The following is a 12,639-nucleotide window of genomic DNA, read 5'->3' as shown; positions in this document are numbered from 1 at the left end:
CAGGGCATTAGGGTTTACGGCATGGCACGATCACTGGTGATCAAAGTGACAGCCGGAGCCGACGCCCCGGAACGCTGCAACCAGGCCTTCACGGTGGCCGCCTCCGCGCTGGCCAGCGGCGTCGCCGTCTCGCTGTGGCTCACCGGGGAGGCGTCGTGGTTCGCCGTCCCCGGCAAGGCCAAGGAGTTCAGCCTGCCCCATGCCGCGCCGCTCGCCGACCTGCTCGACGCCGTGCTGGCCGCGGGGAGGGTCACGGTGTGCACGCAGTGCGCGGCGCGTCGCGACATCACGGTCGACGACCTGCTCCCGGGGGTCAGGATCGCGGGCGCCCCGGCGTTCGTGGAGGAGGTCGTCGCGGAGGGCGTGCAGGCGCTCGTCTACTGAGCGCGCTCGTCCGCTGAGCGCGCTCGTCCGCTGAGCCCGCACGTCCGCTGAGCGCGCTCGTCCGCTGGGGGCCCGTCTACGCGCGTCCCCAGAAGTCGTACGGGTCGGCCCCCGGGCGGAAGCCGAGCGCGCCGGCCATCTCGGCCGCCTCGCGGAAGCCGCGGGCCAGCGCCGACGGCTCGTGCGCGTCGCTGCCGAACGTCACCGCCTGACCGCCCTCCTCGCGCCACCACCGCACGATGGCCGCGTTCATCGGCAGCCGCGTGTTGATCTCCAGCGCCCGCCCCGACTCGGCGGTGGCCCGCAGCGCGTGGCGATACTCCTCCTCGAACGCCGTCAGGTCGAACGGACCCGCCTGCTCCGGCCAGTAACGCACCGGGTAGTCGATGTGCGTCAGCACGGAGAACACCTCGCTCCCCGCGACAAGAGCGGGGATCTCCGCCAGATAGGCCCGCATGACGTCCGTGGCCGCCCTGCGGGAGTACAACGCGGGCGGCTCGGTGAACCCGCCGTCGCCGGTCGGCAGGCAGTGCAGCGAGCCGATCACCCGGTCGAACGGCCCTGCCTCGAGCAACTTGGCGACGGCGTCGGCATGCCAGTGTGGTTCGCCCACCTCCAGGCCGCTCAGGATCCGCAGTCCGGGGAACAGCGACCGGCAGCGCTCGATCTCCGCCAGGTATCCGGCCGGGTCGAACCGGGGCGGGATCAGGTGGCCGTCGGGGGTGCACAAGGAGGAGAGGTAGCCGTCGGCGTCGAACTCACCCGGCTCGACGCTCCACACCGTGTGGTCGACGTGCTCGGTGAAGGCGATCGCCGGCAGGCCGATCTCCACGGCCCTGGCGCAGGTGGCCTCCATCGAACCGTTGCGGGCGTCCCACGACCACTCGCTGTGCACATGACTGTCAGCAGGCAACATTCACCGAACATAGCGGGTGGCCGTGGCGCGGAAATCACCGCGAGGCGACCGCCGACAGCCGCTCCCGCCGCAGCGCCTCGTAGCGCGAGTCGTCGAGCGGCGCCAGCTCCGAGCCGACCGCCCACCGCAGCAGCAGGTCGGCCAGGGCGGGGTTGCGGGCCAGGGCGGGGCCGTGGAGGTAGGTGCCCACGACGTGACCGGCGTGGCAGCCCTCGAAGCCGTCGCCGTTGCCCACGCCGGTGACCACCTTGGCGAGCGGTTTGACGCCAGGGCCGAGGCGGGTGACGCCCATGTGGTTCTCGAACCCGGTGAGGGTCGGCAGGTTGAGCGCGCTGTCGACCTCGGCGACCAGCTCGCCGACGCCGCGGACCGAGCCGCGGCCGCTGGAGATGTCGAGCAGGCCGAGCCCCTGGACGGGCTGGCCCTCCTCGCCGCCGAAGGTGGAGCCCATGATCTGGTAGCCCGCGCACACGGCGAGCATGGCCGCTCCCCTGGCCAGGGCGCGGTGCAGGCCGCCGTCCTTGCGCAGGCGCTGGGCGGCCAGGATCTGGGGGCGGTCCTCGCCGCCGCCGATCAGGTAGATGTCGCCGGTCTCGGGCACCGGGTCGGCCGAGCGCACGCGGATCGACTCGAAGGGGATGCCGCGCCGGGCGGCCCGCTGCTCCAGGACGAGCTGGTTGCCCTGGTCGCCGTAGGTGGACAGCAGGTCGGGGTAGATCCAGACGATGCGGACTGCGCTCTCAGACGGCACGGCCGAACTCCTGTCGGATCTGCTGGAAGGCGGTGTAGTTGGCGATCACGTCGACGTGGCCGGGAGGCTGCTGGGCCAGGGCCGCGGAGAAGGAGTCGCACAGGACGAAGGGGACGTCGGCGACGTCGAGCCGCAGGGCCAGGTCGAGGCGGCGCTCTCCGGTGACGAAGACGTTGCGCCCGCGCAGGATCCGGTAGTCGACGTCCCAGAGCCAGGAGGTGTCGCGCCCGTCGGGGCCCTGGGCGTTGACCGACAGGATGATGGGCGCCACGCGCACGGGCGGCAGGCCGGCGGCGGCCGGGTCGGGACCATCGGAGGTGCCGAGGGCCACGTCGAAGGCCTCCAGCCAGCCCGCCGGGTTCTTGGCCAGCAGCAGGCGGGCGTCGCGTGAGTCGCGGGAGACGGTGGTGTAGCGGCCGGCGACCGACTTGACCTCGCGAAGGCGCGGCAGGGCCCGCTCGACCGGCAGGCCGAAGGCCTCGGCGACGGCCAGCGCCATCACGGCGTTGGAGCGGTTGGCCAGACCGGGGAGCTGGATGTCGAGCTGCCAGCGCCGCCCCTGGCGGTCGATGGCGAAGGTGTCGTCGAGCACCCAGTGGGGCTCGGGCCGGTGGAAGGTGCACTCGCGGCACGCCCAGTCGGCGTCCTTGCGGTCGAGCGGGCCGCCGCACTCGGGGCAGCACCAGGAGTCTTCCTTCCAGCGCTGCCCGCCCGCCACCCAGGTGACGGAGGCGGCGGTGGAGGCGCCCCAGGTGACCAGGGGGTCGTCGCAGTTGGCCACGACGTGGGTGGGCTTGCCCGACAGGGCCCTGCGCCACTTCTGGGCCAGCAGCCAGATCTCGGCCGCGCGGTCCATCTGGTCGCGGCTGAGGTTCATCAGGCAGAGCACCCCGGCGCCCGTGGTGTCGAGGACCTCGGGGAGGTACTTCTCGTCGACCTCGAGCACGCCGTACGGGGCCTCCTTGCCCTGTGACAGCGCCGAGACGTGCCCGGCGGGCATGTTGGCGCCGAAGGCGTTGGTGGCGACCTCGCCCATCTCCAGCAGAGCGGAGACGATCAGGCGGGTGGTGGTGGTCTTGCCGTTGGTGGCGCTGACGAGGGCCAGCTTCTTGTCGCGGGCCAGCTGGCGGAGCAGGTCGGGCTCGAGCATGAGGCCGACACGGCCGCCGATCACCGATCCGTCACCGCGCCCGGTGAGGCGGGACAGGGTGGCGGCGCTGCGGCCCAATGCGCTGGCGAGTTGAGCCCGCAGGGGAAGCTGCGTCATGCTCATCGAGCATAGTCGCCGCGGGGCCCTCCGACGTGGTCAGCTTGCCCTCGGAGTGTGAACCGGTGGTTGCGGATTCGGACAGGAGCCCCATAGGCCGCGCTTCGCGCGCTGGGCGGCGGCCGCGGCGTCGGCGAAAGCCTTCTCGTATTCCACGTTCGGCCAGATGCGCAGCACGAAGGCGTTGCCCTGGGCGAGTTGCTCGCTGTTGACCAGCGTGCCCGAGGCGTTCCAGGCGTATCGCAGCTGCCTGCCGTAGTCGTCGATCCTGCGGTCGTCGAAGGCCAGCTTCACGGTCGATCCGCGCGGGAGCAGCTTGAGCAGCGCGGCCGTCGACTCGCGTGCCCAGCACTGCGGGGCGGGGTGCGTCTCGGGGGCGTCGAGGCCGATGAGCCTGATGCGCTGCTCCTGCCCGGCGTACGGCCCGGCGAGGGGTCTGACGACGATCGTGTCCCCGTCGCTGATCCACACGACCCGCGCGGCTTCCTGGGATCCCTCAGGGGAGAGCGGAACGGGTGTCGTGGCGCCCGCCGTACGGCCGGCGGTCTGCTCGGGCAGCACCCTCGTGCGGTAGAAGGCCGTGCCCACCACTGTCAGCAGGACGATGTACACCACAACGAGCAGGGTCGGTCGCACACCGTAACGATTACACCGTCGGCACGAAAGCGATCTCCGGCTCGCCGTCGTGGTCGAAGGGCAGCACGAACCGGCGCGGCCACGACAGCACGCTCTCCAGCCACCCCGCTCCCATGGTCTGTCCCACGTGCCGGATCCTGGCCGAGGCCTCCACGCCGATCGCGACGACGGTGATGTCGGCCAGGAGCCCGGCCGCCTCGTCGTCGCCGAGGATGGCCCGCCAGGCGAGCTCGCGGTTGCGCTCCATCTCCATCGACAGCGGATGGTGCCGCAACGCGCGGGCGCGGTGGCCGAGCAGCTCGGAGCCGTTGGCCGACAGCAGGGGGTACTCCATGGGCGGGGCGGGGCTGCGCAGGTCGGGCGCCGGGCGGCCGAAGGGGAAGAGCCTGTCGACCTCGTGCAGCCACCGGACCTGGGGGATCACCCACGCGTGGCCCGGCAGCGCGCCGCCCTGCTCGCCGGCCAGCAGCCGGGCGGCCACCTGCGCCACCTGCTCGGTGACGAGCGCCGGGTCGTACCAGCTGCGCAGCGCCCACGAGCGCCGCCGCACGCAGCGCTCGACCAGCGTGGCGAGCACGCACTCGCGCCGGCGCGCGGGGAGCTCGCCCCACATCCCGGCCAGCGCGCGCGGCACCCCCGGCAGCGACCGGTTGGCGACGTAGGCGAGCACGACGGTCTCCAGCCAGATCCGCAACCACGTCCACTCGGGCGCCTCGGCCATGATGTCGGCCTCGCGCAGCTCCATCAGGGTGCAGGCCTGGGTACGGCACGCGGAGCCGCACGCGCCGGAGCGCCTGCCGCGCACCGGCGGGGCGGGCGAGGGCAGGATGCGCTCCCGCTCCTCCCCCAGCGGCACCTGGATGCGCAGCGGCCGGTCCATGCCGTCGGCGAAGACGGCGGCGATGCCCGGCGGGAAGGAGACGACCTGGCGCGACTGCTCGTCGTCGAGGTTCATGGCCGCGCCCACCAGCAGCCGGTCGTCGGAGGCGGGCAGGCGGTGCACGATCTTCAGCGCGGTGTTCTTGACGACGTCGGGCACGAGCTTGGCCGGGATCTGCTCGGCCACCACCAGGCCCTCGCCGTATGCGCGGATCTCGGCGAGCATCCCGGCGAACAGCTCGACGGCGTGCGAGGCCGCCCTGCCCTGGCCGCGGTCGCGCAGCAGCCGGTGCGCCTCCTCGATCACGATCACGTGGCGCAGGGCCGTGGAGCGCTCGACTCGGGCGCGCATCCGCAGGTGCTCGACGATGCGGATGATGAGGGTGCCCATGAGGAAGGCCTTGTCCTCGTCGTTGGCGACGTCCTCGATGGCCAGCACGACGTTGCGCTGCAGCAGGCCGCCGATGTCGGCGGGGTGGCCGCCCTCGAAGAAGCGTCCGGCCGAGCCGACGCGCAGGCTGCGCAGCCGTACGGAGATGAAGCCCTCGACGTCGGCCTGGACCTCGCGCCCGTAGCCGATCTCCTTGATCACGTCCATGGCGTGCTGCTGCAGCTGTTCCAGGGTGGGCACGGTGGGCAGCACCTTGGCGCCCGGAGCGGCGCCGCCGGTGACCACGTCCCAGCCGTTGGCCTCGTAGACGCGCTGCAGGGCCATCGAGACGATCTGCGGGAAGGGCTCCTCGGCGTCGAAGGCGGCCATGAACAGCGCGCGGACCATGTCGATGTGCGCCTGGACCGGGTAGCCGGGCTCGGGTTCGAGCGGGTTGACGCTGAACGGCACGCTCTCGGGCGCCGACGGGCGGATCACGGTGACGGCCTCGGCGACGCGGCCGGCCATGTACCCGTATTCGGACTTGGCCGGCTCGATCGCCAGCCACGGCACCCCGCTCGCGGTGAGCTGCTCCAGCAGGTGCCGCACGGTCTGCGACTTGCCGGAGCCGGTGGCCCCTGTCACGAAGGCGTGCCGGTTGAGCGTGGCCAGCGGGACGCGGAAGGAGCCGACCGCCCGCTCCTGGCCGTCGAGGATCGCGCCCAGCTCCAGCTCGCCGCCGACGGCCTCGGAGGTCACGTCGAAGTGCCCTGAGTCGAGCACGCGCACCCCCGGCACCTCGCGGCGGGGCAGCCCGGCCAGGGCCGCCAGCGCTCCCGCGGTGGCGGCGAAGGGCACGGCTGCGCCGTCGCCCGGATCCTGCAGGGTCACGGTGAGCGCCTCGGGCAGGGCGTAGACCTGGGGGCCCGAGCTGCGCAGCCGGTACGGGTGCTGGCTCAGCTCGGCCGATCCGACCAGGACCGGCGCGATCTGGCGAAGCTCCTCGGCGGTGGCGGCGCCGGCCAGGACGCGCACGTTCCACAGCCCCGCCTCGCGGTAGGCGTCGAGCTCCTGCAGGCGGCGCTCGGCGCGCTCGACGTCGAAGCGGGAGCGCTCCGAGGCGTCGCCGTACTGCCGCAGCACGTTGAGCTGGGTGCGCAGGTGGGCGATCTCGGTGTCGAGCAGGTCGGTGGGCTCGGCGGCCACCAGCCAGGCGAAGGGCCTGGACATGAGCGTGACCAGCGTCGTCTCGAACAGCGACACCTCCGCGGGCTCGCCCGGCGAGGTCGACAGCGGGAGGGCCTGGCGGCCGGGGCACGGGCTCCAGACGAGGTCGGCCAGGTCCGCCAGCCGCTCCTCGTCCATGCGGACACCGCGCGCCCCTCCGGGGAACAGCAGCGGCTCGGGGCCGGTGGGCCGCTGAGCCCGGCGCGGATGCGGGCTCAGCGGCCCGGCGTTGGTGACCAGCTCGAGCGGAGCCCCGGAGCCTCGCGAGAACCAACCGATGACGAAGGGGCGCTCGCGCTGCGCTGCGGACAGCACGGCGGGCAGGATCGAGACGAAGTCCCATTCCACCGACGAACCGCGCGACGGCGCCGCGATCGACTGAATGAGATACCAGGGTCCGCTCAGTTGCATGTCATCCCCCCGCCGTCCAAAATCGCCCGTCGATCAAGTCACCACCCCGCACTTGACCCGTTCATGGGCGCTTGTTGCGCCAGTCGAGACGCGGCGGTGGGGGGCCGAGGTTGGGCGGGGGCTCGTCGGGGTCGGAGTCGGGGGCCAGGGAGAGCACGGCGTCCCTGACCTCTTCCAGCTCGCCGAGAGTGGTCTTGGGGAAGGCCAGGATGGCCGGGTTGGCGTCGGCCAGCCGGACCCTGCGTCCTTCCGCCGTGGCGTCGGTGACGATGACGGCGGTCGTCGGCAGCTGCTGCAGCTGGTGGGGTTCGACCAGGAACTCGCGCGAGCGCTGGAGCACGCGCTCGGTCTCGCCGATCGTGTCGACGGTGCGCCCCCAGGCGGTCGACTCGGCGATGTCCTCGCGCAGGTCCTCGTGGCGCGATTCCGACGGCTGCTCCTGGTGCTCGTCGGCGATGGTCGAGGTGTAGGCGCCGTTGAGCCCCGACAGCGTGGCGCCGATGGTCTCGGTGAGCTGGGCCAGCTCCAGCCGGTGCTCGGTGCCGACGTGCTCGCTGGCGACGCGCGCGTCCTCGGCGTTGCCCAGGCGCATGAAGGCGACGGCGGCGTGGCCGCGGCCGAGCCGCTCGCGGACGGTGGGGGTCAGGGAGCGGTAGGTCAGGACCAGGCCGGTCCTGGAGGTCTCGCAGGCGTCCATGAGCCGGTCGAGCACGTCGCCCCTGAGCTTGTCGGCGCCCGCCACGATGATCGTGTGATACCACGGCCGGTCGGAGGCGGGCGACTGGCGCAGGATGTGGGTGAGCGCGGTGGCGATGTAGGTGCCGAGCACGCGGTTGCCGAAGACGCCGGCCTGGCGGTCCATGCTCACCACGCGCAGCCGCGCGGGCGGCAGCCGTACGGACTCGGTGCCCAGGTTCTCGAGCTTGCGCAGCTGGGATTCCAGCGCCCAGGCCCGCTTGATCACCACCTGGTCGCTGACGCCCCTGCCGAAGAGCATCGACAGCTTCTCCAGCTGGGCCGCGCTGATCAGCCCGAACCTGATGTCGTCGCGCGGGTCGCCCACCTGGGCCAGGGCCCGCAGCGCGGCGTTGACCTGAGCGATGGTCACGTTCTCGCCGAGGACTTCGAGGACCCGCTCCAGGATGGCGTGGTCGAAGCTCAGGTCGGTGCGGTCCTCCTCGCTCACGCTCACGACGTGGGCGAGCACGTCGGCGAAGGCCTCCGGCTTGAGCGTGGCGCCCAGGTCGAGCCGGGGCAGGTCGACCGGGAGCACCCAGACCAGCGGGTCGTCTCCGCCGCGACGCGCGAGCTCGATCAGGTCGGTGGCGATCGCGCCCTCCGACAGGTCGAGGACGGTCAGGTGGCCGCCGGAGTACAGCCGGGTCGCGCCCAGCAGCGTGATCAGCGCCGACCAGCCGGGCAGAGTGCCGCCCGCGACGTCGACCCGGTCGATCTCGTCGGGTACGGCGACCGCGTACCAGGTCATCTGCTGCTCGTGACGGTCCTTGGTCTCCTGCCACTCCCGGTATCGGGCGGCGTGCTCCTCCTGCAGCTGGAACAGCTCTTTGTCACGTTCCTGCTGCACCTTGTCGCGCTTGACCTGCTGTTCGAGCACCCGATGGCGCACGGCGCGGTCGCCCTGCAGCAGGGCGTAGGAGCAGATGCCCGCCACGCCGCCGGTGGCGATCAGGCCGATGATCACGAACGACCAGCCGATGTAGCCCATGATCCCCGCGACCAGGAGCAGCACGCCCAGGGCGGCCATGAACCCGCGGAAGATCTTGACCGGGCGGTTGAGCAGGTCTTCCTGGAGGCGTTCGCGGCGGAGTAACTCGGGATCGGGCTCGGTGGGCGCCGGTGTCTCCTCGGCGACCGGCGAGGGGCGCTTCGGCGGCGGGCCCGGATCAGGGTGCAGCAGGACGTATTGCCAGCCCAGGTAGATGCGGTCCGCCTGCAGCTGCGCGTGCTCGGGATGCACGTCCGCCACGTGTACCCTCCGGCCGGCCCTATGTCGTTAGTAGGCCAACAGCCTAAGAGCTGAACCATGGATCGCGCAGCTTTTCCTCAAGCGTCTGGGATGAATGGGGCACATGCGACCATTAGCATGCTTACCCATGACGGAACCCTCCTCCGGCAGCAAGCCCAAACGCCCGGTCGTCGTACCCGCGATCGCGCTGGTGATGGCGACGGCCCTGGGGATCACCGCCCTGATGGACGGTTTCGACGAGGCGCCCAAGGAGGAGCCGAAGATCCTGGCCGAGGGCGGCAAGATCGACCAGACGCTCTACGAGACCGAGTTCCTCGGCGCGAAGGTCACCTTCCAGAAGGCGCCCAACGAGTTCGCCAAGGACCACAGGTACCTGGACATCATGCTCAAGGTCACCAACAAGGGCACCGCGACCACCTGGACCGGCATGCCCTGGGCCGGGTCGGACAAGTCGGGCAGCGGCTACGGCGAATCCCTCATCGTCAAGGAGCCCGTGCTGACCACCTCGCCCACCCTGGAGGTGGCAAGCGAGCAGCGCTCGACGCTCCTGCACCCGGGCGTGCCCACCCAGGTGCTGCTCCGCTACGAGCTCGACCTCAAGGCCAAGGCGCCGGAGCAGGTCGTGATCAGCGTGGCGGGCTTCGAGGAGACGGAAGACGAGTACGACGGCACCACGCGATGGGAGGCGGCGGGCGAGAAGGTCACCAAGCCCGACCCGCTCACCATGGAGGGCCTCACGGCGCCCATGACCGGCGACGATCGCCCGCGGGCCTACAACATGATCAAGGCGATCGCCAAGGTGACTCTCACGGTGAAACCGCAGGAGGCCTCATGACAGCCACCGCCCAGCAACAGCAGCAGGAGGCGGCGGCGCCGGGCGGTCGCCGGTCCGCGCGCTCGCGCAGGAGCAGGAAGGGCCCGGTGATCCTCAACGCCCTGGCCGGGCTGGTCCTGGCCTCGGGGGCGATCTGGATCCAGTCGATGGCCGTTAGCCCCGACGACATGGACCTGCCCCTCACCTACGTGGGCGACAAGGGCGAGGAGGTCGACGCGGGCCGCTTCTCGGTCAAGGTCGAGGGCGTCGACTCGGCGCGGACGATCAGGCTGACCAGGGACGAGCTCGTCCGCACCGACCTGCTCTTCCTGGTGGTCAACCTGTCGGCCACCTCCAAGAGAGAGCCGCTGAGGTTCCAGGAGCCCTACCTGCTGACGCCCGACGGGCTGCGCTTCAAGGCCACCGACAAGGTCGGCAACATCCTGACCCTCAGCAACAAGTACGTGCAGCCGGGCATGCGCTCGGGCGGCAGCTGGGTCTTCGAGGTGCCGGCCTCGGCGCTGCAGGGCTCGAGCATCATCGTCCAGGCCCCGACCAGCGCCCTGTACGCCGAACCGCTGATCCCCGAGGTCGAGATCGACCTGGGCATCGACGAGGCCCTGGCCAAGCAGCTCGGTTCGGCGCCGAAGGACCTCTACTCCCTGGAAGCCAAGTGAACGATCCCGGGCAGAACTGGTTCACCCCGACCGGAGAGCCGCAGCCCCAGCAGCCGCAACAGCCGCAGCCGCAGCCGCCTCCCCAGCAGCAGCCCCAGCGACCGCAACAACAGCCACCGCAGCAGCAGCGGCCTCCCCAGCGGCCGCAGCAGCGTCCGCAGTATCCGCAGCAGCCCCCGCAGCCGCCGCAGAGGCTTCCGCAGTACCCTCAGCGGCCGTCGGTGCGTCCCGACCACCAGGTGTGGCCGCCGTCCGGCTACGAGCCCGTGGGGAGCAGCACGCAGCCCCTGCCCGCGCTTCCCAGCGCAGGCCCGCTCTTCCAGCCGCCGCACGCCGGTCAGCCTGGCCAGCCCGGTCAGCCTGCACAGCATGGTCAGCCCGGCCAACCTGGTCAGCCGCCCCAGCCCCCCGGTCAGCCGCCCACCGCGCCGGCCGAGCCCGCCGAGCCCACCCCGCCCAGGCGCTCGCGCCCGGTGCTGCTGGGCGTCGGCGCCGTGGCGGCGCTCGTGCTGGCCGTGGGCCTGCCGACGGGGGACCGCTACCTGTTCTACAAGAGCGGCCAGCCCAGCGACATCGTGCACTCGCTCAAGGCGGGCGCCAGCATGGACTTCGAGCACGTCAAGTGGTCGGCGACCTTCGGCACGGCCGAGGCGCCGTCGAACCGCACGCCCGATCCGACCCGGCTGTGGATGAAGGCCGTGGTCACCCGCACCGCTCTCGACAAGGACGGCACGGTGCTGACCGCCGTGCCCGAGCTGGCCTTCAAGGACGCCGAGGGCCGCGAGTGGGTGATCCAGATGACCAAGGACAACAGCCCGACCGACGCGCACGAGGTCGGCGCGCCATACACGATCGAGTTCATGGGCGTCGTGCCGCCGCAGCTGGCCAAGAACGTCCAGCTGCACGTGCGGCCCAACACGACCTACAAGTCGGACACGGACGTCAAGGAGCTGTTCCGTCCGGCGACGTCCGCCGAGGAAGTGGAGAAGGCCAAGCACAAGGACGTGCTGGTGTTCAGCCAGTGACCTCTTCGCCGCGCAGTCGTGCCCTGGTCGCCGCGATGTCGTAGGCGGCGGCCAGGACACAGGCGCTCAGGCTGGCCAGCAGCAGGCCCTTGACGAAGCTGACCGGGTACCACTTCACCAGCCACAGGTAGGGCGTCTCCGAGCCCATCAGGGTCATCACGCCGCGCTCGGCGTAGTCGGCGCCCACCCGCAGGCCGACGTAGAGCACGCAGACCATGCCGAACAGCGCGAGCCCTCCGCGGCTGGTCACGCGGAGCGCGTTGAGCACCGGCACCCAGCGGTCCTGGAAGCCGCCGATCACCCGGTTGGCGGACTTCTGGGTCAGCTGGTGGCTGCCTTCGAGGCGCTCCAGACCGGTGTCGATGCGGCTGCCGCGGAAGGCGCGCCTGGCGTCGTCGACCGAGCCGCCGAAGGTCAGGATCGCCAGCGCCAGCCAGGCGAACGGTAGGAACAGCGCGTCGATGACGTAGGGCCAGATGTCGGCGATGAACGAGGTCAGGGCGTCCCAGCCGGGGACGGTCTCCTTGGCCTGCTCCATGGCGCCCTTGGCGTTGCTCACGACCACGCGGTGGTCGGTCCAGCCGCCGCGCAGCTTGGCCAGCGTCAGCACGGCGTTCAGGCCGCAGAACATGAAGGCGAACTCGGCGAAGGCCGCCGCGACGCCGGCGTACTTGTTGCCGCCCTTCTCCACCATCTTGCCGAACAGCAGGCGCAGGCCGAAGGTGACGACCGAGGCGATGAGCGAGACGCGCCAGTCGAGGTCCATGAGACCCCGGCCCATGGTCGCCTGTTCGGCTTCGTTGCCGTTGGCGACGTTGGTCAGGATCTGGTTGTAGAAGTTGTCGTCGATGTTGTGCAGGCGGTCCATGCTGTCGAAGGCGACCACGTCGGTGACGTGGAGGCTCCAGGCCAGGTAGATCACCGCGTAGGTCGGCGCCACCCGGTTGAGCACCGACCAGAACTTCTCGTTTTCGCCCCTGGCCTTCATCTCCCACATCGCGCCGCGAAGGGCGTGGAAGGTGCCCGCGGTGATCACCATGGAGAGCATCACGATCAGCGTGAGCAGCACCACGGTGGCCACCAGCCTGGCCTGCCGGAAGTCGCCGTGGGAGATCTCGGTGGCCAGGTAGAACAGGGCCCACCTGATCAGCTCGCCCGCGGAGAACCACAGGATCAACGGAAGCGCGCACTGGCCCGCAAGACGGAGTGCGTGCAGGGGCAACGAGTACGGCGACGGCATCCGCTGGCTTTCTGGGGGTGCCGCCACTCCTGACGATCCGGACATCTCGTGAATC

The 12,639-nt window shown here is 71.2% G+C and carries 11 protein-coding genes; 4 read left to right on the top strand and 7 right to left on the bottom strand.

What is annotated here, in order from left to right:
* The first annotated feature begins 21 nt into the window (after nt 1-21).
* A complete protein-coding gene (locus tag ACIBH1_RS00305) occupies nt 22-384 on the top strand; it encodes a DsrE family protein (RefSeq protein WP_181615733.1) in 363 nt (120 codons plus the stop codon).
* Nucleotides 385-460: 76 nt separating this feature from the next.
* On the opposite strand, the gene ACIBH1_RS00300 is transcribed toward ACIBH1_RS00305, so the two are convergent.
* The 6 genes from ACIBH1_RS00300 to ACIBH1_RS00275 all read right to left on the bottom strand — a co-directional run bounded on the left by ACIBH1_RS00300 (nt 461) and on the right by ACIBH1_RS00275 (nt 8,828).
* A complete protein-coding gene (locus ACIBH1_RS00300) occupies nt 461-1,300 on the bottom strand; it encodes a PHP domain-containing protein (RefSeq protein ID WP_397311362.1) in 840 nt (279 codons plus the stop codon).
* Between the two features lie 34 nt (nt 1,301-1,334).
* Complete coding sequence (locus ACIBH1_RS00295; RefSeq protein WP_397311361.1) at nt 1,335-2,051, bottom strand: type 1 glutamine amidotransferase; 717 nt, start codon at nt 2,049-2,051, stop codon at nt 1,335-1,337.
* On the bottom strand, nt 2,041-3,318 hold the full coding sequence (locus ACIBH1_RS00290; protein ID WP_397311360.1) for a MurT ligase domain-containing protein: 1,278 nt from the start codon (nt 3,316-3,318) through the stop codon (nt 2,041-2,043). The genes ACIBH1_RS00295 and ACIBH1_RS00290 overlap by 11 nt, the downstream gene beginning before the upstream one ends.
* Nucleotides 3,319-3,357: 39 nt before the next feature.
* Complete coding sequence (locus tag ACIBH1_RS00285; RefSeq protein ID WP_397311359.1) at nt 3,358-3,954, bottom strand: thermonuclease family protein; 597 nt, start codon at nt 3,952-3,954, stop codon at nt 3,358-3,360.
* 10 nt (nt 3,955-3,964) lie between these two features.
* A complete protein-coding gene (locus tag ACIBH1_RS00280; RefSeq protein WP_397311357.1) occupies nt 3,965-6,841 on the bottom strand; it encodes an ATP-binding protein in 2,877 nt (958 codons plus the stop codon).
* Between the two features lie 61 nt (nt 6,842-6,902).
* Nucleotides 6,903-8,828: a hypothetical protein gene (locus tag ACIBH1_RS00275; RefSeq protein ID WP_397311356.1), complete on the bottom strand. Its 1,926-nt coding sequence runs from the start codon at nt 8,826-8,828 to the stop codon at nt 6,903-6,905.
* 127 nt (nt 8,829-8,955) lie between these two features.
* Here ACIBH1_RS00275 and ACIBH1_RS00270 point away from each other — a divergent pair, with 127 nt between their 5' ends.
* From ACIBH1_RS00270 to ACIBH1_RS00260, 3 genes are read left to right on the top strand one after another with little or no spacing between them, the layout of a single operon-like run.
* Nucleotides 8,956-9,663: a hypothetical protein gene (locus tag ACIBH1_RS00270; RefSeq protein WP_397311355.1), complete on the top strand. Its 708-nt coding sequence runs from the start codon at nt 8,956-8,958 to the stop codon at nt 9,661-9,663.
* A complete protein-coding gene (locus tag ACIBH1_RS00265) occupies nt 9,660-10,319 on the top strand; it encodes a hypothetical protein (RefSeq protein WP_397311354.1) in 660 nt (219 codons plus the stop codon). Before ACIBH1_RS00270 ends, ACIBH1_RS00265 begins: the two co-directional genes overlap by 4 nt.
* Nucleotides 10,316-11,344, top strand: a complete 1,029-nt coding sequence (locus tag ACIBH1_RS00260; RefSeq protein ID WP_397311353.1) for a hypothetical protein — start codon at nt 10,316-10,318, stop codon at nt 11,342-11,344. The genes ACIBH1_RS00265 and ACIBH1_RS00260 overlap by 4 nt, the downstream gene beginning before the upstream one ends.
* Here ACIBH1_RS00260 and ACIBH1_RS00255 read toward each other — a convergent pair.
* Nucleotides 11,334-12,629, bottom strand: coding sequence for a hypothetical protein (locus ACIBH1_RS00255; protein ID WP_397311352.1), 1,296 nt, complete (start codon nt 12,627-12,629; stop codon nt 11,334-11,336). The two genes, ACIBH1_RS00260 and ACIBH1_RS00255, sit on opposite strands and share 11 nt — an antisense overlap.
* Nucleotides 12,630-12,639: the final 10 nt, after the last annotated feature.

The organism is Nonomuraea sp. NPDC050663, assembly GCF_044456985.1.
Lineage (GTDB): Bacteria > Actinomycetota > Actinomycetes > Streptosporangiales > Streptosporangiaceae > Nonomuraea.
The sequence above is the reverse complement of the archived record's forward strand: the minus strand, read 5'-3'. Positions and strand labels throughout refer to the sequence as shown.

What these genes read in the sequence shown, in the direction of transcription:
- ACIBH1_RS00305 (WP_181615733.1), top strand. Translation starts at nt 22, where the DNA reads ATGGCACGATCACTGGTGATCAAAGTGACAGCCGGAGCCGACGCCCCG.
- ACIBH1_RS00300 (WP_397311362.1), bottom strand. Translation starts at nt 1,300, where the DNA reads ATGTTGCCTGCTGACAGTCATGTGCACAGCGAGTGGTCGTGGGACGCC.
- ACIBH1_RS00290 (WP_397311360.1), bottom strand. Translation starts at nt 3,318, where the DNA reads ATGACGCAGCTTCCCCTGCGGGCTCAACTCGCCAGCGCATTGGGCCGC.
- ACIBH1_RS00280 (WP_397311357.1), bottom strand. Translation starts at nt 6,841, where the DNA reads ATGCAACTGAGCGGACCCTGGTATCTCATTCAGTCGATCGCGGCGCCG.
- ACIBH1_RS00270 (WP_397311355.1), top strand. Translation starts at nt 8,956, where the DNA reads ATGACGGAACCCTCCTCCGGCAGCAAGCCCAAACGCCCGGTCGTCGTA.
- ACIBH1_RS00265 (WP_397311354.1), top strand. Translation starts at nt 9,660, where the DNA reads ATGACAGCCACCGCCCAGCAACAGCAGCAGGAGGCGGCGGCGCCGGGC.
- ACIBH1_RS00255 (WP_397311352.1), bottom strand. Translation starts at nt 12,629, where the DNA reads ATGTCCGGATCGTCAGGAGTGGCGGCACCCCCAGAAAGCCAGCGGATG.